The organism is Pseudomonas asturiensis, from assembly GCF_900143095.1.
GTDB classification, from domain to species: Bacteria; Pseudomonadota; Gammaproteobacteria; order Pseudomonadales; family Pseudomonadaceae; genus Aquipseudomonas; species Aquipseudomonas asturiensis.
Map to the genome: position 1 here is coordinate 553124 of NZ_FRDA01000001.1, position 24332 is coordinate 577455.

Genomic DNA, 24332 nt, shown 5'->3' on the forward strand with positions numbered 1-24332 from the left:
GGGAGTGCATCATGAGCGCCACGCAAGTCATGGGCGTGCAACGCGGCTACAAAGGTCACTGGACGATCACCGCACGCAATGGTGTACGCCTGGAAATACGCTGGACGGTGTCTGAGGACGGCAAGTCCGTCGAGGGCGAAATACGCGACGCCGGCACTCAGGAAAACCATCCGTTCAAGCTTGGCCTTGTATACCCCATGGTCCTTGAGATAACCCAGCAACTGGGCTCGATCGAGGTAACGTTGACGCTGACCCCGGACAGTCGTCATCTGTCTTTGGTGTGCAATGTGCCGCTGTCGATCAACAAGTTTTTCAACGCCCCGATTGGCGAATGGTCGCTGACACCCAAGCCAGACGATGAGCCTGGCGATAACACGGTGCCGTCCATTGATGAGCCCCATGAGGCCATGGACCTTGCGCCCTTCATCTGGCTGCATCCGTTAACGCCACAGGAGACGCTGGATACCCGTCTGCGCTTCGTACGCCTGGATAGCCCGCAGAGCCTGCCGCTTTACGTGACGCTCAGTCAGTGCAGCGGTGCAGATGCCGCCGCTGCCAAACAGGCTGCCGCCAAAACATTTAGCGGATTTGTCAGCGATATCACGACACTGCCCGCGCCAATCTGTGATTTCCCGACGCTGCGTACACAGTTCCTCACGACCTTGCCAGGTCCGCAGACGCTGGCTGCGATCACCCAACAGGCACAAACCCTGTTGGGCGAGTCGGTGGACTCGTTGCTGGGCAGTACCGAGTGGGCCACCAGCCAGGCATCGGTGTGGCAAAGTCTTTTCGTGCTGGTCCTGACCGGCACGCCTGACCGTTCTGCGCTGGCCACGCAACTGGCCGATATTCTGAGGGTCGGGCATTTTCTCGGGCTGCTGCAACAAAACCTGCCTGCCCTTGAGGCACCGCAGGCGCGCCGCAGCGCGCTGAGTGCCAACCCTGCGCTACCTGATGCTGTTGCCACCAGCACGTTGAATGCGACGGCCAACCCTGTGCCGGCCAATTCTGCGCCAGCCAACCTTGCGCCCGCCAGTGCTGCAGACAATGCAACAGCAACGGCGACGCCGGTAACGCCTCCCTCTGATAAATGGCAGATTCTAGGGCCTGGCACGCTCAAACGTGCCCGTCAGCACCTGATCGGCTATCAACCGGGTGAGCTGGCTGAAGTGGTCAACGTTATGCCTCACGAGCGACAGGAGCGTCAGGAACACTTGCAGACCCGTCGTGAAGACTATGACAGTGAGGACAATGAGCACCGCGGGGAAACCGATGATCTGCGCCAGACCTCCGCCAGCAGCGAGCTCACGGATGCGCTTCAGGAAGTCATGGCGGCCGATGGCCTGGTGCGCAATCTCAACAACGTCAAACCGACCTACGAAAACCTTAATGAAATACTGTCCGGTGCCTGGGCGGGTAGCAGCGGCGGGGCGTCCTGGTCCGGTGACGATACCTCGCGGCAAGTACAGCAACTGACTGAAAAGGCCGCTCGACACATGGGCGATCGCATTACGCGCCAACGCGGCAGGGTCTGGCAGGAATTGTGCGAACGCCGGCAAAGCAACCTGATCGACAATGCTGGCGACAAGCGATTGGTCGGCATTTATCACTGGGTCGACAAGCTGATGAAGGTTCATCTGGCCGATGCAGGACGGCGTCTGGTGCTGGGGTTTGTGATCAACCAGCCTGCCAGGCCCTGGGTTCAGAGCATCACGGCGCAGGACGACATTCCACTGAATAAGCCGTATGCCATTCCGGCTTTTTCCGAACCCCACGGTCTGGGCTATTACCGGATCAAACCGGAAAACTATCAGGCGCTCTGCGCGATGTATGGCATCAACGACGCTGAACCTCCGCCGCTGGAAACGATACGAGTCGTGGCAACGGTCAGTGGTGTGGTGCTCGGCGATGTCTCGATGCTGCGCATTCCCGATGGCTACGCCGCAGCCTCTGGCCTGGTCACTATGGCGCTGGCAGACACTCAGTACAACCTGGTGTGTTCAGTCGCAGGCGAGGACGTCAAACCTGGCGTACCGCCCACCCCGACAGCACCGGCAGCCATGACTGTGGTGGTGCCCGATGCCAGTGCTGCGACGGCAGTCGGCAACGTCACCATCACGCCTCCCGCACGCACGACAGCCCTGGTCAGTACTGTGCCATTGGCAAACATCGCCGGTAAGACCGGACCCATTCCGCTGACCGTGATGTCATCGGCGCCGCTGATGAGCGTGACGGTCGATATCACCTGCAGTCGGCCAGCGTTAACGGGCAAGGATAAAGACCCGATGATGACGGCCTGGCAAATACGCACCTTTTACCGGTTGCTCGCCGCCTGGCAGGCGGCCATGCAGCGCTATCAGGACGAGTTCGACAAACGCATGAAAGTGGCATGCGCAGAACGCACCGCCGAGATCCAGCGGGATGTCCTGGCTCAAGCGTGCCTGAATCTGATGGCAACGCCTGCGAACAGCGCTCAGGCGCTTGAGTCGCAGTTCAGCTGGGCTGACATGAGCTGGTACTACGACACACAGCCCTTCGTGAAAACCACCGCGCAGCCCAAAAAGATGGCCGCAGCGTCGACCGCCTCGGTGACGGAACGGCTGTTTCTGCGCTTTTTGAAAGCATCGAGCGCCCACGTGCTGCTGCCCGTGAACCGAGGTTGTGAAACCGGGTTGCTGTTCGAATGGCAGTTCCCGGCGCGCTGGATCGGTGATCCCTCGAGTACGCCGGTGACCGAAAGCACCCTGACCTTGCTGGAGGAAGTGCTCGGCGCTGACTCGTTGCCGCCCGAGCAGCAGCCCAAGCCACGGCACTGGACGGTCCGTTTGCCGACTTCAATGCTCTACCTGCAGCAGGGCACAGAGCTTGCGGGGCTTGTCATGCCGAATTGAACCGGACACCGCCGGGGAAGAACCGCAGGAAAACAGACACGGCATCGCCTTTAAACCAATACCCGCCCGATGGCGGGCGCTATCAGCCTCAGTGTTCGGAGTTCATCATGCCAGTCATCACAGCAGCCGAAGCAGGCGGTCAGAACGTGCTTGCATTTCTCGACATGCTTGCCTTCGCGGAAGGAACATCGACGAGCCCTCACACGTTCGACGATGGGTATGACGTAGTCGTAGGAGGTTTCAATAGCCCTAACACCTTTAATGACTACTCGGAGCATCCCGAACATCCTGACGTGTTGGTAACCGTCAACAGCCATGGCCTCAAATCCACGGCCGCGGGGCGCTATCAGTTGCTTTACCGTTACTGGTGTTATTACCGCAAGCACATGAAGCTTGAAGGTTTCGGTCCATTGAATCAGGACCGTGTGGCCATCCAGCAAATCCGCGAACAACGAGCGTTTGCGTTTATTCAGTCGGGCCACCTTTCAGTGGCAATAGCCCGATGCTCCAACATTTGGGCGAGCTTGCCGGGCAATCACTACGATCAGCATCAGGAATCCTTCAGCAGCCTGATCAGGGCTTATGAAAGTGCCGGCGGCACAAGGGTTTGATCGCGTCATGCAGCCATTCCAAAACGGCTATCTGGACATGACCTGAGAGTGATTTATCGGTCATTACCACTTGCTGATGGGCGGGTGCGTCCTGGTTCGCGCACCCGCCGAGAATTATGACGGCAGGTCAGACACGCACTGGGCGCGCCCTGAAACCGCATCGTCACGTTTTACCCGTTTCATCGCCGGTACCAGACTCAACAACCCCACCAGCGCCATCGCCGCGCCAACCCACAGGGGCGAACGCAACCCATACCCGCCATCAATCACAGCACCGCCGGCCCAGCTGCCAAACGCCAGGCCAGCCGTGATGACCGAGGTATGCAGAATGTTGACCATTGCCGCAGGCTCCGCGGCCTTCATTACCCGCGCAACCATTGCCGGGTTCAAGGCAACGCCCGTCAGTCCCAGTGCAAAGAAACAGCCCAGGTTCAGCCACGTATGGTCACCGGCCAACGCAAAGCCGCCCAGTACGAGCACCATCAGCGCCAGTCCCCAGGCGAGGACCGGGAAGGTGTGACGATCCGCGAAACGGCCGACGATCATGTTGCCCATCAGATTGGCAACGCCGTAGACAGCGAGCACCGGGGCAACCAGACTCGGCGCAATGCCTACTTCATGGATCAGGATCGGTGTGCAATAGCTGAACGCTGCGAAAGTGCCGCCGATGATCAGGCCGCTGGTGACATAGGCGCCCCACAGCGTGGGATTTTTCAAGCCTGCCCATTGCTGACTCAATGGAGGTTCACCGCCTTTTTGAATGGCAGGCAAGCGTCTTGTCGCCAGAACCGTACACAGCAATGCGAGCGCAACCACCGCCCAAGAGCTGGCACGCCAGCCGACATGCTGCTCCACCCAGGTGGTCATCGGCACGCCGACCACAGGAGAGAGCATCAGCCCGGCCAGCACCACAGACACCGCGCGCCCACGCCCTTCGGGCGCCACCAGCCCGGCGCAGATGGTCATGCACAAGCCGATACACACGGCACTGGAAATGCCCATGATGATGCGCGCAACCGCCAGCACCGGATAACTGGGGGCTGCCGCAGCAACGGCTCCCGCGACCACGTAACAGGTCAGCAGCCAGACCAGCGCGCGCTTGTTGCTGATACCTCTGGACAGCAATAACACCGTGACGGGGGGACCGCCCAGCGCCATGCCCAGCGCGTAGTAAGCAATCAGATTGCCAACCTGCGCCAGGCTGACGGAAAACGCCTCGGCCAGCGCTGGCATCATTCCGGCAACCATGAACTCGGCAGTGACCAGAGAAAATATCGTCAGACCCAGCAGGTAGACGGTTGGAGGCAGTTTGGAGCGGGTAGTCATCAGTGTCTCGGGCCGGGGAAAAGGGCCGGTCACGTTAGGGAATGTTGACCTGATGGTCAAATCAACCTCAGGCATATTGTTATTCACCCGGCATCATACTGGCGCCAGGGTGCAGCCCGCCGCGTGATCCGATCGCGTCAGCGCGGCTGATATTCGCAACGTCTTGACGTATTCTTCGAACGCAATTGACCAAACAGGATGTCTGGACAGATGACCGCCGATGCAACCGATCACGTCACCCGGTGTACCCCATCACATGTTTTCTGGCTTACCGGATTGCCGGCAGCGGGCAAGACGACCCTGGCCCGTGCGCTGGAACAGCGCCTGAAGCTGGCCGGGCAGGGCGCGGTGGTACTCGACGGCGATGAGCTGCGGCGTGGCTTGTGTGCCGACCTGGGAATGGATGATCAAGGGCGTCGGGAGAATATTCGTCGCGCCGGGGAAGTGGCTGCGCTTTTACAGCGTGCAGGGCTGCACGTGATCTGCGCCTTTGTCTCACCCTTCGCGGAGGATCGCCAGCGAGTGAGAGGCCTGTTTGCCGAGGGTCTGTTTACTGAAGTCCATGTGTCGACGTCCCTGAAGGAATGTATGCGTCGTGACCCTAAAGGGCTGTACGGACGCGCCCGGCGGGGTGAACTGCATAACCTCACAGGCTGGGACGCCCCGTTCGAAGTGCCACAACAGGCCGAATTCAGCTACGACAGTGAACATGCCGACAGCGAATGGATTCTCGACGCACTGCTCAAGCGAGCGATGGGACTGTCATCCGGCATGCTGCCAGGCGTGCCCGTTGACTAACCGTCAAACCAGCCCTTCAACCGATCCCGAAAGCTCTGAATCAACGGCTCTCTCGCTCGTCCACGTCGCAAGGCCAGCGAGAACGGCGCCTGATGCCCGAACGTCGTGGGCAACAAGACCTTCAGCCGCTTCTGATCCACCCAGAATTGCGCATAGTGTTCCGGCAGATAGCCGATGTAGGCACCGGACAGCACCAGAATCAGTTGCGCCTCCATGGACTCCACGGTTGCGGCGCTGTCCTTGAAGCCATGGCGGGCCAGCTCGGCCTGACTCCAGTAGCCGCGGCCGACCATGCGCTGTTGGGTGATGACTTCCGCCGGGATACGGCGCTGCTCGAACAGCTCGTGCCGGTCACTGCAGTACAGCCAGTGTTGCTCGCGATAGAGCGCTTGATACATCAAACCATTCATGCGGATCGAGAAAGAGCCGATCGCCAGATCCACGCGGTTCTCCAGGACGCCCAGTTGCAGTTGCGCGGGGCTGAGTACTGAAAGGTGCAAGTGCACCGCAGGATGCTCCTTGCTGTAGGCACCGATGACATCGGCCAACGGCAAGGCCGGGTCGCTGACGGTCGAGTCGAGTACGCCCAGGTTCAGGGTGCCGCGCAGTTCGCCCTTGAGCGCGGCGCTGTAGCGTTCGAAGCCTTCCAGCTCCGCCAGCAATCGCAAGGTTTCCTGGTGAAAGAGTTCGCCTTTGCTGGTCAGGTTGAATCCGCCACGGCCGCGATGACACAGCACCAGACCCAGGTGGGTTTCGAGCTGACTCATGTAAGTGCTGATCGCCGAAGTGGAAAGATTGAGCTCCTGTTGCGCTGCCGCAAAGCCCTGGTGGCGTACCACGCAGGCGAAGATGCGCAGCAGCTTGAGGTCGGGCAGGGCAGAAGACATAGGTGCTCCAGAGGTTGAGTCTGCTGGCAGTCTATTGAAGGCGGCTGCGCTGGCAAGTGTTGTGTTGGCGAAGGTTGGGCCTGCCGCGCCGCAAAAGAAGGCTGCGCGCGGGTCGATTGTGTCGGGCGATAGTTTAGAAATCTCTGAACCAAGTATTTGCTGGCAGCGATTCTTCTGTCCACTGGCCCTCACCAGAATGGCCTCACATTTATCGAACGACGTGAGGCCACTTGTGGACCAGACTTTCCACCAGCCCCTGGGCGGCAATGAGATGCCCCGTTTTGGCGGTATCGCCACCATGCTGCGCCTGCCCCATGTGCAAAACCCTGAAGAACTGGATCGTCTGGACGCCGCTTTCGTGGGTATTCCGCTGGATGTCGGCACCTCGCTGCGCCCCGGCACCCGCTTCGGGCCGCGAGGCATCCGTGCCGAATCGGTGATGATTCGTCCTTACAACATGGCCACCGGGGCCGCGCCGTTCGATTCGCTGAACGTGGCTGACATCGGCGATGTGGCGATCAACACCTTCAACCTGCTCGATTCGGTGCGCATCATCGAAGAGGCGTACGACCGGATTCTGGGCCACGGCATCATCCCGCTGACGCTGGGGGGTGACCACACCCTGACCCTGCCGATTCTGCGCGCCATTCATAAGAAACACGGCAAGGTCGGGCTGGTGCACATTGATGCCCATGCCGACGTCAACGACCACATGTTCGGCGAGAAGATCGCCCACGGCACGACATTCCGCCGCGCTCAGGAAGAAGGCTTGCTGGACAGCGAGCGCGTGGTGCAGATCGGCCTGCGCGCACAGGGTTACACCGCGGAAGATTTCAACTGGAGCCGCAAGCAGGGTTTCCGCGTGGTGCAGGCCGAGGAGTGCTGGCATCAGTCGTTGGCGCCGCTGATGGCTGAGGTGCGCGAGAAAGTCGGCGGTGGCCCGGTGTATCTGTCGTTCGACATCGACGGTATCGATCCTGCCTGGGCGCCGGGCACAGGCACGCCGGAAGTGGGGGGGCTGACGACCATTCAGGCGCTGGAGATCATTCGCGGCTGCCACGGCCTGGACCTGATTGGCTGCGACCTGGTGGAAGTGTCGCCGCCGTACGACACCACCGGCAATACCTCGCTGCTGGGCGCCAACCTGCTTTATGAAATGCTGTGCGTGCTGCCGGGCGTGGTTCGCCGTTGAGCCTTTGGGCATGAACACCGATCAGGTGTGGCAGAAGAATAATCAGATCGACCCTCCGCCCGGGGTTAACGGGCGGCCATAAAGGGTTAGCGTGCCTGCGCTGGCCTTACAACAACCGTGACAGGTGCTGGAGCGACACATGAGCCATTCGACGCGTGCCGAAAAACCCGACAAAACCCGAATCGAAACCTGGGGCGTCGAGCAGATCCCCGACAGCCAGCGACATGCACGCCCGCTGGATCTGTTTCGTCTGATCTTCGGCGGTGCCAACACCTTTTCCACGGCAGTGCTGGGCAGTTTCCCCGTGCTGTTCGGGTTGTCGTTTCAGGCCGGGTTCTGGGCGATTGTGCTCGGGGTGGCCGTAGGGGCTTTGATCCTCGCGCCGATGGGGCTGTTCGGTGCGCTCAACGGCACCAATAACGCGGTGTCTTCCGGCGCACATTTCGGGGTTCATGGGCGCATCATCGGATCGTTTCTGTCGTTGCTGACAGCCGTAGCGTTCTTCTCTCTTTCTGTGTGGAGCTCAGGTGATGCGTTGGTCGGTGGGGCACAGCGCCTGGTTGGCCTGCCGGAAAACGACTTGAGCCTGGGCCTGTCCTATGGACTGTTTGCGGTGTTGGTGCTGGTGGTGTGCATCTTCGGTTTCCGCTTCATGTTGTGGGTCAACAAGATCGCAGTGTGGGCGTCCAGTTTATTGTTCCTGCTGGGTATTTTCGCATTTTCCGGGTCTTTCGATTCGGGCTATGCCGGCAGCGTCAACCTTCAGCAGCAAGGTTTTTGGGCCGCCTTTGTCGGCGCGGCGCTGCTGGCGATGAGCAATCCGGTGTCCTTTGGTGCTTTTCTGGGGGACTGGTCGCGTTACATTCCGCGTGAAACGTCGCAAAAGCGAATCATGCTGGCCGTTTTGGCAGCGCAAGCCGGTACGCTGATTCCCTTTCTGTTCGGGCTGTGCACGGCGACGCTCGTTGCCAGTCAGGCGCCGCAGTACATCGAAACCAACAATTACGTCGGCGGTTTGCTGGCCATTTCACCAGGCTGGTTCTTTCTGCCGGAGTGCCTGATTGCCGTGATCGGGGGGCTATCCACAGGGACCACTGCGCTCTACGGCACGGGACTGGACATGTCGAGCATCTTCCCGCGCCTGCTGAGTCGCGCCGGGGCGACGTTGTTGATCGGTGTGGCCGCCATCGCCTTTATCTTCGTCGGTCGCTTCACGTTCAATCTGGTGCAGAGCGTGTCGACCTTCGCAGTGCTGATCATTACCTGCACCAGTCCGTGGATGGTGGTCATGATCCTCGGTCTGATCAGTCGCCGTGGTTTCTATCACTCGGATGACCTGCAAGTCTTCACCCGTGGTCAACGCGGCGGGCACTACTGGTTTCAGAATGGCTGGAACTGGCGCGGGCTGGGTGCCTGGATTCCCAGTGCGGCCATAGGCCTGTGCTTCGTCAACCTGCCGGGGCAGTTCGTCGGCCCGCTGGGCGATCTGGCAGGCGGCATTGATATCAGCCTGCTGATCACCCTTGGCCTGGCGACGCTGCTGTACCTGACCTTGCTGCGTACCTTCCCCGAACCTGCCGGTGTATACGGTCCCAACGGGGCCCACCCGATGCTCGGCGGCAAGGCCATGAGCAACGCCGCACAACCGGCCCCCGTTCATTCGTGATCCGCGCTGCGCCCGACCGGGCACTACTGATGAGGCATGCTCATGAAGCTGGAAATCTTTCGCACGTTGTGGGGGTATCGCGGGACGTGGCAGCAGGCGCTGGACGAGGCCCGCGCCGCAGGCTTTGACGGGTTCGAAGCGCGTATACCCGAAGCGAATGCGGAGCGTGCCGCGTTCGCTGAGTTTTTGCGCGACAACCGGGTGCCTTACATCGCCATTCTGTTTACCTCTACCCCCGTGCTCCCGCTGCAGTCTGCAACGCCTGCCGAACATCTGGCAGATTTTGCCCGTAAGTTGCAGCTGGCGGCGGAGCTTGAGCCACGCTTCGTCAACGTGCTGGCTGGCAACGATCGCTGGCCCTTGGCGCAGCAAGTGGACTTTTTTGGTGAGGCGCTACAGATCGCTGCTCGCAGCGGCTTGATGTGCAGTTTCGAGACGCACCGGGCGCGCTCGCTGTTCAATCCCTGGCTGACGCTGCAATTGATCGAGCAAGTCCCGGACCTGCGTTTTACCAGCGACATCAGTCATTGGGTGGTGACGTGCGAACGCCTGTTGAATGACCCCGCCGACGATCTGCGCGCCTTTGTCGAGCGTGTGCACCACATTCAGGCGCGAGTCGGATATGACCAGGGCCCTCAGGTGCCTCACCCGGCAGCGCCCGAGTATGCCCAGGCGCTGGCGTTTCATCAGCAACACTGGGTCGATATCTGGAAATCCCAAGCGGCGCGCGGGTATACCGGCACGACCCTGACCCCGGAGTTCGGTCCCGATGGTTACCTGCATCACTTACCGTTTACCGATGTGCCGGTGGCGGATCTGTGGAGCCTCAACGCCTGGATGGGACGCACCGAACGCGAGCATTTCAACACCGTCGTCAACCAAACCGTGAGGCCGCAGTCATGAGTGAACGTCCCGCTTTCACCCGTATTCCGGTGGTCGATATCCAGGGCTTGTCCAGCGAACGCCTTGAAGATCGCCAGGCCGTGGCCCAGGCGCTGGGCGAGGCTGCCCGTCATGTGGGCTTTCTGTACATCACCGGCCACGGTATCGAGCCTGCGCTGATCGACAACCTGCATCGCGCAGCCGAGCAGTATTTCGCCCAGCCCATCGACGCCAAGATGCGTCACTACATCGGCGCCTCGCAGACCCACAAAGGTTTCGTGCCGGAAGGGGAAGAGGTCTACGGCACCGGCAGACCGGACCATAAGGAAGCGTTCGATGTCGGCTTTGAAGTGCCCGCCGATAACCCTCTGGTGATCGCAGGCACGCCGTTGCTGGGCCCGAATGACTGGCCGACCTTGCCTGGATTTCAGGCCGCCGTGCAAGCCTATTACCAGGCGGTATTCGCCTTGGGGCATCAGCTGTTTCGCGGCTTTGCCCTGGCCTTGGGCCTGAACGAGCATTTCTTCGATGAAATGGCCTGTTTCCCGCCTTCAAAGCTGCGCCTGATCCATTACCCGTTCGACGCCACGGCCGAGGACGCCCCTGGCATTGGCGCGCACACCGATTACGAGTGCTTCACCATTCTCAAGGCCGATCAGCCCGGGCTTGAGGTCATGAACGAACAGGGCGAATGGATCGATGCGCCGCCACTGCCGGACGCCTTCGTGGTCAACATCGGCGACATGCTTGAAGTCATGACAAGCGGCACTTTCGTCGCCACTGCGCACCGAGTGCGCAAGGTCCGACAAGAGCGCTATTCCTTCCCGCTGTTTTATGCCTGCGACTACCACACGCTGATCAAGCCTCTGCCGCAGTTTGCTGCTGCCGGAGAGGGTTATGAGGAAATCGCCATCGGCGAGCACATGTGGGCCCAGGCTTTGCAAACCTATCAATACCTTCGCCAGCGCGTCGCCAGCGGGCAACTTGCCCTGCCGGAACGCGCCAGAAAGCCATCAAGCTTCGGGCACCTGAAAAACCAGAGCGTGACTTCGTGACCTGCCGTTTCCCTCAATCTGGAATGACTACTATGCAAAACACCACGCTTTCGCGCCTTGCCACTTCGGTTCTGGGTCTGGCCCTCTTTGCCGGTGCCGTTCATGCAGCCCCCACCGCCACACCCGGCACGCTCAAGGTGGGTATGGAGATTTCCTATCCGCCGTTCGAATCCTACGATGGCGACAAGGTCGTAGGCTTCGACCCGGAGGTTTCCACTGCGCTGGCCAAGCAGTTGGGCGGCCTGAAGGTCGAGTTTGTCGATACCCGTTTTCCTAACCTGATCCTGGGGCTGAACGCCAACCGCTTCGACACCATCATTTCCGGTATGTACATCACTGAAGAACGTACCAAACAGGCCGACGCGATCCCTTACGCGCAAGTCGGTGCCGCCATCATGGTGCGCAGCGACAACACCAGCAAGCCGCAGCAGCCGGAAGACTTGTGCGGTATGAAAGTCGGCCTTCAGCAAGGCACCAACTGGATCAACCAGCTAAAAGCGGTGTCCGCCGATTACTGTGCAAAACAGAACAAGGGCGAGATCGCAATCAGCGAATTCCCGACCACCGCCGAGGCGTCACAGGCGCTGATGTCCGGCAATATTCAGGCGCACCTGGAAATCTCCGCTGCCGCGCAGATGATCATCGACAAGGCCCGTGGGCGCATCCTGATCAGCTCGCAGAAAGCGCTGTATCCACAAACGCTGGGTATCTACGTGAAGAAAGGCAATGCCGAGCTGGTGGAGCAGATGCGCAGTGCTGTGGACGCATGGAAGAAGAGCAGCGAGTACAGCGAGCTTCTCAAAAAGTACAACCTTGAGCCTGCGTGACTCAGTAGCGCTGTGGTCCTGAGACAACTAGGTCGCACAGCAAACACCCACTGTGGGAGGCGGCTTGCCGGCGATGCAATATTGAAGGCGACTTTGCAGTGACTGGACTGACGCCATCGCCGGCAAGCCGCCTCCCACGGGAAATGCGTTTGCACAGTGGATAACGCATTGTCAGCTGAGCAGCAATCTTGCGCTCGACGCGACATTCGCTCCTCAACGCCACAGCTACACCGGCCATCACCTTCACCCGCTGCACCGAGGTCAACATGGCATTCGATTGGGCTTATTTCTTCTCACTGTTTTCCTTTTCCGCTTTCTGGAAAGCCTGCCTCACCGTGGTTCAGTTGAGCACGCTGTCGTGGACGCTGGGGCTTGCGCTGGGCTTCGTGCTCGCCAGCGCCAAACTGTCCAGCCACGCCTGGCTGCGTTTGCCGGCAAGTTTTTATATCTGGCTGTTTCGCAGCATTCCGCTGTTGGTGTTGCTGGTGTTCGTCTACAACCTGCCGCAGCTGTTTCCATCGGCGGGCAGCGTGCTGTCTCAGCCTTTCTATTCAGGGCTCATCGCGCTGGTACTGACGGAGACTGCGTACATGGCTGAAATCCATCGCGGCGGATTGCTGTCGGTGCTCAAAGGGCAGCGTGAAGCCGCCAAGGCCTTGGGTGTGCGCGGGCTCGGCGCGCAACGGCTGGTGATCATTCCACAGGCGATTCGCATCGCCTTGCCGACACTGACCAACGAATACGTGACCATCGTCAAACTCACCTCGCTGGTCTCGGTGATCTCCCTGAACGAACTGTTGCTGGTCGGTCAGCGCCTGTACGCGCAGAACTTTCTGGTGCTCGAAACCCTCGCTGCCGTGGCCGTGTATTACGTGCTCATCGTCACGGTGTTCGGTTGGGTGCTTCAGTGGGCCGAGCGGCATCTGGACCTGGCGCGCAAGAACGCCCAGACCCTGAATGACAGCGAGGTCGCTGCGTTGCGCCAACCGGCCGCACAGGGCAAACCCCGTGCGGAAAAGATCGCTGACCAGGCCGACGCCTTGTCGCTGCGCAGCATTCACAAACGCTACGGGAGTCATGAGGTGCTCAAAGGCATCGATCTGACCGTGCGCCCAGGTGAGGTGATTTCCATTATCGGCCCCTCGGGCTCCGGCAAGACGTCGCTGATTCGAACGATCAACACCCTTGAGAGCATCGACAAGGGCGAGATTGTGTTGTTCGGCAATGACTACATTGCCGCTGGCAAGCACCCGGACTCGCCTGTCATCCGCCAGGGCATCCGGCGCATCGGCATGGTGTTCCAGAACTTCAACCTGTTCCCGCACCGCACCATTCTCGACAACGTGATTCTGGCCCCGCGTTACCACGGACTGGCCAGTACCCGAGAGCTGCGCAGCAAGGGGCATACGTTGCTCGAGCGGGTCGGCCTGCTGGCCCAGGCCGACAAATACCCGCATCAGCTGTCGGGCGGCCAGCAACAGCGCGTCGCCATCGCCCGCGCACTGGCCATGGAGCCGGACATCATGCTGTTCGACGAGCCGACCTCGGCGCTTGATCCTGAACTGGTGGGCGACGTACTCAACGTCATTCGTGACCTGGCAGAAGAGGGCATGACCATGCTGATCGTCACCCACGAGATGGATTTCGCACTGTCGATTTCCGACCGCATTGTGTTCATGGAAAACGGACACGTCGCCGCAGATGCATCACCAGCAGACATCCGTAGCACGGGTCACGAGCGGGTGCGGCGCTTTATCGGCCTGGAACAGGAGGCAATCGCATGAGCACCTGTGGAGAGTTTCTCGTCAAACAGCTGCAGGCCTGGGGCGTTGACACGGTGTTTGGCATCCCCGGCGTGCACACCGTCGAGCTGTATCGCGGTCTGCCCGCCAGCAGCATTCGCCATATCACCCCGCGCCATGAGCAGGGCGCAGGGTTCATGGCTGACGGTTACGCCAGGGTCAGTGGCAAACCCGGCGTATGTTTCATCATCACCGGGCCGGGCATGACCAACATTCTCACGGCGATGGGGCAGGCCTACGCCGACTCGATCCCGATGCTGGTGATCTCCAGCGTAAACGAACGCGCACGGCTCGGACTGGGCAACGGCTACCTGCACGAACTGCCCGACCAGCGTGCAATGGTCGCGGGCGTCAGCGCCTTCAGCCATACACTGATGAGCGTCGACGAACTGCCCGATGTCCTGGCCAGGGCGTTTGCAGTGTTCGACAGCCAGCGACCGCGACCGGTACACATTGAGTTACCGCTGGACATCATCACGGCGGCTGCGGATCACCTGCAGGTGCGCCCGCGCCAGGTGATCGCCCGCCCAACACCCGACCCGGCAACGATCCAGGAAGCGGCCACTCGCCTGCAGAACGCCAAACGACCGCTTTTGCTGCTGGGCGGTGGTTGCGTGGAGGCCATGCACGAAGCGCGCGAGCTGGCCATTCGTCTCGATGCCCCCACGGCGCTGACCATTAACGCCAAGGGCGTGTTGCCGAGTGATCATCCGTTATTGATCGGCAGCAACCAGTCGCTGATTCCCGTAAGGCAACTGGCGCTGGACGCCGATGTGGTACTGGCAATCGGCACCGAACTGGGCGAAACCGATTACGACGTGGTGTTTGACGGTAACTTCCGCTTGGGCGGCGAGCTGATTCGTATCGACATCGATGCTGCACAGCTGACCCGCAACCATACGCCCAGTCTTTCGATTGTCAGCGATGCCAGGTATGCCATGCAGGCGCTGCTGGACGCCTTGCCGCCTCGCCCCGCACGTACCGACAGCCCGGGCGCACAACAGGCCGCCGAGGTTCGCAGGCAACTGGCTGAAGACTTTAGGGGTTGGGCGCATTACCGGAGGTTGTTCGACTGCATCCTTGAGGTGTTGCCCGACTCGCGCTTTGTCGGCGATTCGACCCAGACCGTTTACAGCGGTAATCACCTGGTCGACCTCGACAGCCCGCGACGCTGGTTCAATGCATCGACCGGTTACGGCACGCTGGGTTACGGTCTGCCCGCAGCGATCGGTGCGAAGCTTGCCGACCCGACGGTGCCTGTGATCAGTCTGATGGGGGATGGCGGCCTTCAGTTCACGTTGCCGGAACTGGCCAGTGCGGTGGAAGCGCGGGTGGGAATCATCGTGCTCCTGTGGAATAACCAGGGGTATGGCGAGATCAAACGCTATATGGAGCGTCGCGCTATCACGCCGCTGGGCGTAGACATCTATACCCCGGACTTTTTGACCATCGCCCGAGGGTTCGGCTGCCTGGCCGAGCGCGCCCGCGATCATGCGCACCTGCAAACGCTGCTGCGCGAAGCACCGAGCGACCGGCCGTTGATCATCGAAGTCAACGAAGCTGCACCTTTTGCACCCTAAATCCTGAGTGAGAGGGCCTTGTCGAGGCCCTCAATCGTTGTTTCGAGGAGCGCTGCTCGATGAATACCCCGCATTACATCAACGGTCGATGGCTGGCAGGCGAGGGCAACGATGTCCTCACCGTGTACGATCCGTCCCTTGGCGAGCCTTTCGCTGAGCTGGTTTCGGCCAGCACTGCGCAGGTCGATCACGCCGTGGCAGCCGCGCGTGCCGCGCTGCCTGAATGGAAGGCAACGACAGTGACCCACAGGGCGGGTGTCCTGCGCAGCTTTGCAGGGCAGCTCGTTCAGCGCCGGGAGGCATTGATCGCGCTGCAGATGCGTAATAACGGCAAACCGCGCCATGAGGCCGAAGTGGATCTGGACGATGCTGTAGCGACCTTCAGCTATTACGCTAACCTGATCGAAAGCCAGCCCTCACATCGCCACGTTGAACTGTCCGTGCCCGGCTTCAGCTCACGCACGCGCCTGGAAGCGGTGGGCGTGGTCGGCTTGATCGTACCGTGGAATTTCCCATTGGTGACCAGCGCCTGGAAGCTCGCACCGGCCTTGGCAGCGGGTTGTACGGTGGTGCTCAAACCATCGGAAATCACGCCGCTGATCGAGCAGACCTATGGCCAGATCGCCGAACACTTGGGGTTGCCGGACGGTGTGCTGAACATCATCAATGGCAAAGCCGAGACCGGCGCAGCGCTGAGCAATCACGCGGGCCTGGACAAACTGTCGTTCACGGGGAGCAATGCCGTCGGCACGCAGGTGATGCGCAGCTCGGCGACTCATTATCGGCCAGTGACCCTCGAACTGGGCGGTAAATCGGCGTTTATCGTGTTCGATGACTGCGATCTGGATCAGGCCGTGGAATGGATTGTGGCGGGTATCTGCTGGAACGCCGGGCAAATGTGCTCGGCCACCTCGCGTTTGCTGATTCAGGACGGCATCGCCGAAGCGTTGATCCCGCGTCTGCAGGCCGCTTTCCAGAACCTGCGGGTAGGTAATCCCATGGTCGGCGAAGTGGACATGGGGCCGCTGACCAGCGAGGCGCAGTGGCTCAAGGTGCGCGAGTACTTCGCCGTCGCTGAAGGGGAAGGGCTGAGTTGTCTTGCAGGCGCAGGTGCCGAACCGCAAGGTCAGGGCTGGTTCGTCAGCCCGACGCTGTACACCGATGTGCCCGATGGGAGTCGGTTGTGGCGTGAAGAGATCTTCGGCCCGGTGCTATGCACCCGACGTTTCAGCACTGAAGACGAGGCCATCGCCCTGGCCAATGACAGTCGCTTCGGTCTGGTGGCCACCGTTGCCAGTGCAGACGTTGAGCGTGCCGAACGGGTCGCTGATGCACTGGACGTCGGCCATGTGTGGATCAATTCGATTCAGGCGGTTTTCGTCGAAACGTCCTGGGGCGGCACCAAGGGCAGCGGCATCGGGCGTGAGCTAGGTCCCTGGGGGCTGGCTGCCTATCAGTCGGTCAAGCATGTGACGCGGTGTGTGGGATAGTAGGTCAACACGCAGACCCAGCAGTCAGGAGCGCCGACGCTCGAAATTCGCACGCAGCAGCTTCGTGCTCAAGTCTTCCCAGTGCTCGACGAACGCTGTGCGAGCGGTTTCGAAGTCCCTGCTGCGCAGGCACTCGATCAAGTGCTCGTGATCGGCAATGATCTGCTTGGGATCTTCGTAGCAGGGCTGCTGCAACACGAGCAGCAGCTCAATCTCGCTTTCCAGCATCGCGTAACTGCGCTGCAAGCGCGGGCTGCCACTGGCGCGGATGATTGCCCGATGGAAGTCGCCATCTGCCGTAACGATTTCTGAACGGGGCGCGTCAGCAGGTGCGTTGCGCAGTTTCTCCACAGCACTCAGGGCGTCGGCTGGAACGACGCCGTTGAGGATGATCATCCGTACCGCTTCGGTTTCCAGAACACCTCGCAACCTGGCAATGTCCACAATATCGTTCGGCCCGAACTCAGGGATGCAGAAGCCGCGATGGGGCACCTTCAGCAGTAATCCCAACGCGACGAGCAACTGCGCGGCGCTTCGGAAGGTGTTGCGCGCGACCTCGTACTCGTCGGCCATTTTCACATCACGCAAAAACTCGCCTGGCTCGAAGTCACCGTTCAGGATTCGGGCTTTCAGTTTTTCGGCCAGCGCCTCGACAGCCGAAGGCCTGGGCGAGTGCGTTTCAATGGATTCGTGAAAAGACGTCATTTTATACAAGACCAAGGTGAAGGCTCTGCCGAGGGCCGATTCTAATACGGTTTGACAGCGGCGTGCCAGATGCCAGCCTGGCAATCGCCATAATTGTCCAACAATATTAATTTTCTATTTGAAAAAACGAAAAGAATTTATCTATGTAAAACAGCTATATAGATGATTTTTTAGCCAAATCCCTTATGCGCTCTTCTAAAAACCTCACCTGATACTCTTTCAATTTAAAAAGTTGTAGCACAATATCTGGGCATCAAGAGCCGCAGTACATGGCATGCTCAAGGCCTGGAGTTCAGTGATGCAAGTGATTCGGGAAGATACATTCAGCGATGGCCTCAAGAGCCTGCAAGGCGACCTGGCGGCTCCTTTCACGGCGGTTTCGCTGGAAGAGGGCGGACGAATTCTCCAGGACCTGTTCGGGATCGATGCTGTTCTGACACGATTTGCGACGGAGAAAGACGATACGTTTCGATGCGACACTGAAAACGGTCAATCCTGCGTTCTTAAAATCGCCAACCCTCAGGAAGCACCGCAGGAGCTTTCCCTGCAAATCGAAGTGTTGCGGCATATCGAGCGCCAGGCTCCGCAGCTTCCGATCTCTCGGGTTTATCAGTCTCTGGATGGACACTGCCTGACTCCGGTCACAACGCAGCACGGAGAATCACGGCAAGTCAGGCTGATGAGCTTCCTTCCGGGAACGCCGCTGGATAAAACCACCATGAATGCGCAAGGTCGCGAGCACATTGGTGAACTGCTGGCTCACCTGCGGCTGGCCACCGCAGATTTTTCCCATCCGGCGGAGTCTCGCAAAGTGTGTTGGGACGTCCAGAATCTCAGCATGCTTGAACCACTGATGAGGTGCGTCGCCGAGCCGCAACGCCGCCAACAGCTGGAGAAGGGGCTGGTGCGTTTTTTCGACATCGAGGAACGCATCGCCGGCTGTAGAAAGCAGGTGCTGCATAACGATTTCAACACCTCAAACATCGTTGTCGATGCGCACAAGCAGCAGTGTGTCAGCGGAATCATTGACTTCGGCGATACGGTCAAGACCGCCATCGCGATCGACGTATCTACGGCCATGATGAACCAGCTGGCCATCGTAAAAGTGGGTAATGAGGCCGATATCTTCGCGCCGGCTAAAGACCTCTTGAAGGGGTATCTGCGCGTCGCCGACCTGACCGCCGAGGAGCTTTCCCTCATCCCGCACCTGGCCATGGCGCGCCTGGTGGCCAGAGCGTTGCTCACCACCTGGCGATCGCAGCTCTTCCCGCAAAACAGTGCCTACATTCTGAGGAACGCAGCGCCAGGCTGGGCACAGCTCGACTGGATGCTCAGCCGTTCACCGTCGCACCTGTCAGAACTGCTGATGTCGTTCGCCGATTAATCCACCCCAGTGAGTGAGTATTAAATGAGCAATGTAAAAATCGAGGCTGTCCGTGGTGACATGCCCAACGGATTCAATCCTGCCCATCTTGATCACCTGGATGCCGCGGCACGCGAGCACATTCAGCGAAGGGCCAACCTGTTGGGCCCGGCCTACCGATTGTTCTACAACGAACCCGTGGGTGTGGTGCGCGGCAAGGGTGCTTACCTTTACGACAAGCAAGGCAATGAGTACCTGGACGCCTACAACAATGTCGTCTCGGTCGGACACTGCCACCCTCGAGTGATCGCAGCGATCACCGAGCAGATGGGCATTCTGTGCAGCCACACGCGCTACATGCAGGACGGCATTCTGGATTACGCCGAGCAGCTGCGTGCCACAGCGGACGGTGAGATAGGGGCTGACGGGCACCTGATGTTTACCTGCAGCGGTTCGGAAGCCAATGACCTGGCCATCCGTATTGCACGTCATCACACCGGTAACACCGGCGTTATTGTGACCTCGGAGGCTTACCACGGAAACTCTGCAACCGTGGCTGCGTTTTCACCGTCGCTGGGAGCCAACGCCAGGCTTGATCCTTACGTTCGCTGCGTACCAGCGCCCGATTCTTATCGCATCCCGCGTGAGGCACTGGGTCGCTACATGGCGGATCAGGTCTCGGCGCAGATTCAGGACATTCAACGCCATGGCGGCGGGGTGGCCGCGTTCATTGCCGACTGCCTGTTTTCGTCCGACGGCGTGTTCTGTGATCCGGTAGATCTATTCGCTCCAATCGCCGAGGTGGTGCGCAAAGCCGGTGGCCTGTTTATCGCCGACGAGGTTCAGTCAGGGTTCGGCCGCAGCGGAACACACTTCTGGGGGCATCAACGTCACGGCGTCATACCGGACATCATCACCATGGGCAAACCGATGGGTAACGGCTACCCCGTTGCAGGCTTGATGGTGCATCCGCAAGTGGTTGCCGGATTTGGTCGCGACATGCGCTATTTCAATACCTTTGGCGGCAACAGTGTCGCGATTGCTGCGGCCCAGGCAACGTTCGACGTCATCAAGGAAGAGCAGCTCATGCTCAATGCCAACCGGGTTGGAGGTCTGATACTGGCCGGCCTCAAAGACCTGGCGCGCCGATATGAACAGATCGGCGATGTGCGTGGCACCGGTATGTACTTCGCAGTGGAACTGGTCACTGACCGGGCGAGCAAGGTCCCTGACATGAAGACTGCGCTGCGACTGGTCAACCACTTGCGTGAACAACGCGTGCTTATTTCCGCCACCGGCCCACAGGCGAGCATTCTGAAGATTCGCCCTCCCTTGATATGGACTGAACGAGAAGCGGGTCGTCTGCTCGATGCGCTGGAAAATGCGTTTTGCGCACTGTGAAAACACGGGCCTGTCTCGTCAGCAAAGTCTGCCGAGGCAAGCCTGTTAAACGGTGTTTCGTACCAGAAAGTCCGCACTTTCAACCGTTTATGCATGGCTTCATGGTGGTGTAATAAATCCATGCTGCACAGACGCTCTGGTACCAATCAATGCTTGCCTCGTTATGACTTCACTCTTCACTCAGGACTGCATTCATGAGCTTTCTTCGCCCCAAATACATCACCTTCGACTGCTACGGTACCTTGACCAACTTCAAGACGGCAGCCCTGACGCGCGAGTTGTTTGCCGACCGCGTCTCCTCTGAGCGGATGGATCAGTTCATCAAGGACTTTGCCGCTTACCGCCTGGATCAGGTCATGGGCGACTGGCAACCTTATGACGAGATTCTCAAGACCGCCCTGGCACGCACCTGCAAGCGCTGGGGTATCGAATACCGCGGCGAAGGTCAGGTGTACTACGATGCTGTGCCGACCTGGGGCCCGCATGCGGACGTGCCGGCCGGGCTTGCGAAAATTGCCGACAAGATTCCGTTGGTGATCTTCTCGAACGCCATGGACGAGCAGATCATGTCCAACGTCGACCAACTGGGGGCTCCCTTCCATAAAGTCTTTACCGCCCAGCAAGCCCAGGCGTACAAGCCGCGCCTCGCTGCTTTCGAGTACATGCTTGATAGCCTGGGCTGTGGGCCAGAGGATGTCTTGCACGTGTCCTCAAGCTTTCGTTACGACTTGATGTCGGCACATGACATGAAGATCAAGCACAAGGCTTTTGTTGCCCGTGGTCATGAACAGCCCGCAAACGCCGCGTTCGGCTACCACCAGATTCCGGACATTGGCGGGCTTCCAGGTTTGGTCGGTCTCTGACGCCTGCGAACGTTCAACGCTAAAAGCAGGCAGGCCGGGTCGATATCGAACCTGGTCCTTCCTGATGAACATCGACTGTGCCTTCACCGTCCCAAAGGAATACCCAAAGCATGCCAGCGCCTTTAACTGCTGTAGAAACGTCTCCCGAACTGCCTGCGGACGCTGATGTGGTCGTGATTGGCGGCGGCATCATCGGCGCGTTTACCGCCTACTACCTGGCCAAACGCGGCATGAAAGTCGCGCTGGTCGAAAAAGGTCGTATCGGGGCGGAACAATCAAGCCGTAACTGGGGCTGGTGTCGTCAGCAGAACCGCGATGCACGGGAATTGCCCATGGCCACCAAAAGCCTGGAGTTGTGGGAGCAGTTCGGTGCTGAAACCGGCGAGCAGACGGGCTTTACCCGATGTGGCTTGCTCTACCTCAGCAATGACGAAAAGGAGATTGCCGGCTGGGCGCGCTGGGGGGATTTTGCCCGCACGGTTGGTGTCGAGACTCATACGCTCACTGCACAACAGGCCGCTGAGCGGGGCCGGGCGACTGGTCAGCAATGGAAAGGGGGCGTTTTTTCACCTACCGACGGCATCGCAGATCCATCCCGTGCAGCCCCTGCGGTCGCACGCGCAATCATGGCGCTGGGCGGTACGGTGCATCAGGGCTGCGCGGTACGAGGCATCGAGACCCAGGCCGGTCGACTGTCTGGCGTCGTGACTGAAAAAGGCGTGATCCGTACACGGCTCGCGGTGCTCTCGGCAGGCGCATGGGCGTCGTCGTTCTGCCACCAGTACGGCATTCGCTTTCCTCAGGCCACCATTCGCCAGACCGTGCTTTCGGTCACCGCACCCAACGATGAAATCCCCAGCGCGCTGCATACCACCAACGTCTCCATGACACGCCGCTTTGACGGCAGTTACACGCTGGCGATCAGCGGAAGAGGGCGCGTGGACCCCACGCCGCAACTGGTACGCTTCTCCGCGCAATTCCTGCCAATGTTTCACCGCAGGTGGCGAAACCTTGCGCCGGGTGGGCTGGAGGGTATGCGCGCAGGTCATGAAGGCTGGAAACGCTGGAGCCTTGACCAACCGACGCCAATGGAAAAAATGAGAATTCTCGACCCCACAGCCGATGCGTCCGCCGTCGCGCTGACCTACAAGCGTGCTCAGGAACTGGTTCCTGCGCTGAGAGAGTCATCCATCAAGGCGGCCTGGGCGGGCTACGTGGACAGCACCCCTGACGGGGTTCCTGGCATCGGCGAAATGGCCAGCTTGCCAGGCCTGGTCCTTGCCGCTGGCTTCAGCGGACACGGCTTCGGGATCGGTCCAGGCGCAGGGCATTTGATCGCCGACATCGTCAGCGGCGTCGCACCTATCGTTGATCCGAAACCCTATCATCCGGATCGGTTCAGGCGTTCTGCGTGGGGGAAGGTGGCTGATTTCTGAAGCGCTGCCAAGCGAGTGCCGTGCGTTGTTCGCGGCCAGCCATAATCAGCCAAAAGAAGTCATCGACCCTAAAGAGTTCAGGACCCTAAAGAGTTCAGGACCCGTGCGACCGTTACCACAGCCGCACTCAATGCGGCTGCCAGGATGATAAGCACCCATTTGGCGGCAGTGATATCGGCTTGCGGGGTAAGTTTATGGATGTCGGTTGGCACATTAATGGATGCACAGGTCTGCGGGTACGGTTTCGGAATTAATCGTAGTTTGCTACGCGATGGCAATGACGATGCTGTTATCGCTGTCCAGCCCCATGAAAGTATCTCGTGTAGGATGAGTCGTGATCAGAGACTGCGCTGTCGCACTATGTTTTGAAGTGCGACACGTGTCGTCCTCCGCACACCGATACAAGGATTCATTTGATGAAAGCTTTTCAGATTGGGAACCAGCAAGGCCTGGGTTCGCTGACCGCAACTAGCCGTCCCGAGCCGTTGGCAGGGCCGGGAGAAGCAATCGTCGCTCCCCGCCTGGTGAGTCTCATAAGCCGGGATGTTCAAATCCTGCGTGGGGTTTATGGTGCCCGGCAGGCACCTGATCGTATTCCTATGTCAGAGGGCGTGGGAGAGGTTATCGCGGTAGGCGAGGGTGTGAGTGAAGTCAAAATAGGCGACCGGGTTATCTGCGGCCACTTCCCAGGCTGGCTGGAGGGTGAGTTTCGTGGCAGCGTCTTTGCCCATGACGTCGGCGTCACTCATGACGGCTGGCTTGCCGAGCAGGTTTTATTGCCTGCCAACGCATTGATCCGCGTACCTGACGCCTTGGCCGACAAAGACGTTGCAGCACTGGCATCAGCGGGACTTACAGCCTGGAATGCGCTCTTCGAGGTCTGCCATGTCAAGCCTGGCGATCTTGTCCTTTGCCTGGGGACTGGCGGGGTGGCGTTGGCTGCGTTGAAGCTGGCCAAGCTTCATGGTGCGCGAGTGGCTATTACCTCGTCGAGTGATAAAAAGCTGGAAATCGCACGTGAGCTGGGTGCGGACATCACAATCAACTACAACCAGTATCCTGACTGGGCGGCTCGACTAATGGCGCTGACGGGCAATGCTGGCGCCGACATCATCATCGAAACCGGTGGTCAGGACACGCTGGGGCAGTCCATTGCGGCCAGCGCGGTGAATGGTCGTATTGCAGTGATTGGTGTGACACCGGGTCAGCATTCTCCCATTCCTGACTACGTATCGCTCATCATCAAAAACGTCACAATCAGGGGTATCGCCAACGGCAATCGCAAGATGTTCGTCGACCTCGTCCGCGCAATAGAAGCGAACGGGATCGAGACGGTGATCGCCAAAACGTTCAAGTTTGATGACGCCCCTGATGCCTACGCATATTTCGCTGCTGCCGAGCATGTCGGTAAGGTATTGATCGAGTTCGATTGATCATGACTTCGCGAGCTTTTCGGCGAGACTGGAAAGCTCGCGATACCCGGAAGGTCGTGTTGATTCGGGTGAAAAAAAAGGCGGGGATTGGCCTTGGCATTACCGCTTAATCTGCCGGGTTGAG

19 protein-coding genes are annotated in these 24332 nt (G+C 59.7%); 16 read left to right on the top strand and 3 right to left on the bottom strand.

Features of this window, described 5'->3' with window-relative positions:
• Nucleotides 1-11: 11 nt before the first annotated feature.
• Nucleotides 12-2891, top strand: coding sequence for a hypothetical protein (locus BUB69_RS02495; RefSeq protein ID WP_073162126.1), 2880 nt, complete (start codon nt 12-14; stop codon nt 2889-2891).
• A 107-nt stretch (nt 2892-2998) separates the two neighbouring features.
• Nucleotides 2999-3502 carry a glycoside hydrolase family 24 protein gene (locus tag BUB69_RS02500; RefSeq protein WP_073162127.1) on the top strand — a complete coding sequence of 168 codons (504 nt, stop codon included), beginning with the start codon at nt 2999-3001 and terminating at the stop codon, nt 3500-3502.
• A 114-nt stretch (nt 3503-3616) separates the two neighbouring features.
• Here BUB69_RS02500 and BUB69_RS02505 read toward each other — a convergent pair whose 3' ends face one another.
• Nucleotides 3617-4828 carry an MFS transporter gene (locus BUB69_RS02505; protein WP_073162128.1) on the bottom strand — a complete coding sequence of 404 codons (1212 nt, stop codon included), beginning with the start codon at nt 4826-4828 and terminating at the stop codon, nt 3617-3619.
• A 210-nt stretch (nt 4829-5038) separates the two neighbouring features.
• Here BUB69_RS02505 and cysC point away from each other — a divergent pair, with 210 nt between their 5' ends.
• Nucleotides 5039-5626 carry an adenylyl-sulfate kinase gene (gene cysC, locus BUB69_RS02510; protein ID WP_073162129.1) on the top strand — a complete coding sequence of 196 codons (588 nt, stop codon included), beginning with the start codon at nt 5039-5041 and terminating at the stop codon, nt 5624-5626.
• Here cysC and BUB69_RS02515 read toward each other — a convergent pair.
• Nucleotides 5623-6513: a LysR family transcriptional regulator gene (locus tag BUB69_RS02515; protein ID WP_024696286.1), complete on the bottom strand. Its 891-nt coding sequence runs from the start codon at nt 6511-6513 to the stop codon at nt 5623-5625. The genes cysC and BUB69_RS02515 overlap by 4 nt on opposite strands.
• A 232-nt stretch (nt 6514-6745) precedes the next feature.
• On the opposite strand from BUB69_RS02515, the gene speB reads away from it, so the two are divergent.
• The 8 genes from speB (at nt 6746) to BUB69_RS02555 (ending at nt 17007) form a co-directional block, all read left to right on the top strand.
• Nucleotides 6746-7705: an agmatinase gene (speB, locus tag BUB69_RS02520; protein ID WP_073162130.1), complete on the top strand. Its 960-nt coding sequence runs from the start codon at nt 6746-6748 to the stop codon at nt 7703-7705.
• Between the two features lie 139 nt (nt 7706-7844).
• Complete coding sequence (locus BUB69_RS02525; protein ID WP_073162131.1) at nt 7845-9371, top strand: purine-cytosine permease family protein; 1527 nt, start codon at nt 7845-7847, stop codon at nt 9369-9371.
• Between the two features lie 42 nt (nt 9372-9413).
• On the top strand, nt 9414-10274 hold the full coding sequence (locus tag BUB69_RS02530; RefSeq protein ID WP_073162132.1) for a sugar phosphate isomerase/epimerase family protein: 861 nt from the start codon (nt 9414-9416) through the stop codon (nt 10272-10274).
• The gene (locus BUB69_RS02535) at nt 10271-11308 is read left to right on the top strand and encodes an isopenicillin N synthase family dioxygenase (RefSeq protein ID WP_073162133.1); all 1038 of its coding nucleotides are present in this window, start codon (nt 10271-10273) and stop codon (nt 11306-11308) included. The genes BUB69_RS02530 and BUB69_RS02535 overlap by 4 nt, the downstream gene beginning before the upstream one ends.
• Before the next feature lie 32 nt (nt 11309-11340).
• Complete coding sequence (locus BUB69_RS02540) at nt 11341-12135, top strand: transporter substrate-binding domain-containing protein (RefSeq protein WP_073162134.1); 795 nt, start codon at nt 11341-11343, stop codon at nt 12133-12135.
• A gap of 266 nt (nt 12136-12401) precedes the next feature.
• Complete coding sequence (locus BUB69_RS02545; RefSeq protein WP_073162250.1) at nt 12402-13919, top strand: amino acid ABC transporter permease/ATP-binding protein; 1518 nt, start codon at nt 12402-12404, stop codon at nt 13917-13919.
• Nucleotides 13916-15517 (top strand): 5-guanidino-2-oxopentanoate decarboxylase, encoded by a 1602-nt coding sequence (locus BUB69_RS02550; protein ID WP_073162135.1) that lies wholly within the window; start codon nt 13916-13918, stop codon nt 15515-15517. Before BUB69_RS02545 ends, BUB69_RS02550 begins: the two co-directional genes overlap by 4 nt.
• 59 nt (nt 15518-15576) lie before the next feature.
• Nucleotides 15577-17007, top strand: coding sequence for an aldehyde dehydrogenase family protein (locus BUB69_RS02555; RefSeq protein WP_073162136.1), 1431 nt, complete (start codon nt 15577-15579; stop codon nt 17005-17007).
• A 24-nt stretch (nt 17008-17031) separates the two neighbouring features.
• Here the strand turns inward: BUB69_RS02555 and BUB69_RS02560 are convergent, their stop codons facing one another.
• Nucleotides 17032-17712 carry a GntR family transcriptional regulator gene (locus BUB69_RS02560; RefSeq protein ID WP_073162137.1) on the bottom strand — a complete coding sequence of 227 codons (681 nt, stop codon included), beginning with the start codon at nt 17710-17712 and terminating at the stop codon, nt 17032-17034.
• Nucleotides 17713-18010: 298 nt separating this feature from the next.
• On the opposite strand from BUB69_RS02560, the gene BUB69_RS02565 reads away from it, so the two are divergent.
• From BUB69_RS02565 to BUB69_RS02585, 5 genes are all read left to right on the top strand, one after another.
• Nucleotides 18011-19096, top strand: coding sequence for a phosphotransferase (locus BUB69_RS02565; RefSeq protein ID WP_073162138.1), 1086 nt, complete (start codon nt 18011-18013; stop codon nt 19094-19096).
• A 24-nt stretch (nt 19097-19120) separates the two neighbouring features.
• Complete coding sequence (locus BUB69_RS02570) at nt 19121-20476, top strand: aspartate aminotransferase family protein (protein ID WP_073162139.1); 1356 nt, start codon at nt 19121-19123, stop codon at nt 20474-20476.
• Nucleotides 20477-20670: 194 nt separating this feature from the next.
• On the top strand, nt 20671-21339 hold the full coding sequence (locus BUB69_RS02575) for a haloacid dehalogenase type II (RefSeq protein ID WP_073162140.1): 669 nt from the start codon (nt 20671-20673) through the stop codon (nt 21337-21339).
• A 110-nt stretch (nt 21340-21449) separates the two neighbouring features.
• Nucleotides 21450-22775, top strand: a complete 1326-nt coding sequence (locus BUB69_RS02580; RefSeq protein WP_073162141.1) for an NAD(P)/FAD-dependent oxidoreductase — start codon at nt 21450-21452, stop codon at nt 22773-22775.
• A gap of 416 nt (nt 22776-23191) precedes the next feature.
• Nucleotides 23192-24208: a zinc-dependent alcohol dehydrogenase family protein gene (locus BUB69_RS02585; RefSeq protein WP_073162142.1), complete on the top strand. Its 1017-nt coding sequence runs from the start codon at nt 23192-23194 to the stop codon at nt 24206-24208.
• Nucleotides 24209-24332: the final 124 nt, after the last annotated feature.

What these genes read in the sequence shown, in the direction of transcription:
- BUB69_RS02495 (WP_073162126.1), top strand. Translation starts at nt 12, where the DNA reads ATGAGCGCCACGCAAGTCATGGGCGTGCAACGCGGCTACAAAGGTCAC.
- BUB69_RS02500 (WP_073162127.1), top strand. Translation starts at nt 2,999, where the DNA reads ATGCCAGTCATCACAGCAGCCGAAGCAGGCGGTCAGAACGTGCTTGCA.
- BUB69_RS02505 (WP_073162128.1), bottom strand. Translation starts at nt 4,828, where the DNA reads ATGACTACCCGCTCCAAACTGCCTCCAACCGTCTACCTGCTGGGTCTG.
- cysC (WP_073162129.1), top strand. Translation starts at nt 5,039, where the DNA reads ATGACCGCCGATGCAACCGATCACGTCACCCGGTGTACCCCATCACAT.
- BUB69_RS02515 (WP_024696286.1), bottom strand. Translation starts at nt 6,513, where the DNA reads ATGTCTTCTGCCCTGCCCGACCTCAAGCTGCTGCGCATCTTCGCCTGC.
- BUB69_RS02525 (WP_073162131.1), top strand. Translation starts at nt 7,845, where the DNA reads ATGAGCCATTCGACGCGTGCCGAAAAACCCGACAAAACCCGAATCGAA.
- BUB69_RS02530 (WP_073162132.1), top strand. Translation starts at nt 9,414, where the DNA reads ATGAAGCTGGAAATCTTTCGCACGTTGTGGGGGTATCGCGGGACGTGG.
- BUB69_RS02535 (WP_073162133.1), top strand. Translation starts at nt 10,271, where the DNA reads ATGAGTGAACGTCCCGCTTTCACCCGTATTCCGGTGGTCGATATCCAG.
- BUB69_RS02540 (WP_073162134.1), top strand. Translation starts at nt 11,341, where the DNA reads ATGCAAAACACCACGCTTTCGCGCCTTGCCACTTCGGTTCTGGGTCTG.
- BUB69_RS02545 (WP_073162250.1), top strand. Translation starts at nt 12,402, where the DNA reads ATGGCATTCGATTGGGCTTATTTCTTCTCACTGTTTTCCTTTTCCGCT.
- BUB69_RS02550 (WP_073162135.1), top strand. Translation starts at nt 13,916, where the DNA reads ATGAGCACCTGTGGAGAGTTTCTCGTCAAACAGCTGCAGGCCTGGGGC.
- BUB69_RS02555 (WP_073162136.1), top strand. Translation starts at nt 15,577, where the DNA reads ATGAATACCCCGCATTACATCAACGGTCGATGGCTGGCAGGCGAGGGC.
- BUB69_RS02560 (WP_073162137.1), bottom strand. Translation starts at nt 17,712, where the DNA reads ATGACGTCTTTTCACGAATCCATTGAAACGCACTCGCCCAGGCCTTCG.
- BUB69_RS02565 (WP_073162138.1), top strand. Translation starts at nt 18,011, where the DNA reads ATGCAAGTGATTCGGGAAGATACATTCAGCGATGGCCTCAAGAGCCTG.
- BUB69_RS02570 (WP_073162139.1), top strand. Translation starts at nt 19,121, where the DNA reads ATGAGCAATGTAAAAATCGAGGCTGTCCGTGGTGACATGCCCAACGGA.
- BUB69_RS02575 (WP_073162140.1), top strand. Translation starts at nt 20,671, where the DNA reads ATGAGCTTTCTTCGCCCCAAATACATCACCTTCGACTGCTACGGTACC.
- BUB69_RS02580 (WP_073162141.1), top strand. Translation starts at nt 21,450, where the DNA reads ATGCCAGCGCCTTTAACTGCTGTAGAAACGTCTCCCGAACTGCCTGCG.
- BUB69_RS02585 (WP_073162142.1), top strand. Translation starts at nt 23,192, where the DNA reads ATGAAAGCTTTTCAGATTGGGAACCAGCAAGGCCTGGGTTCGCTGACC.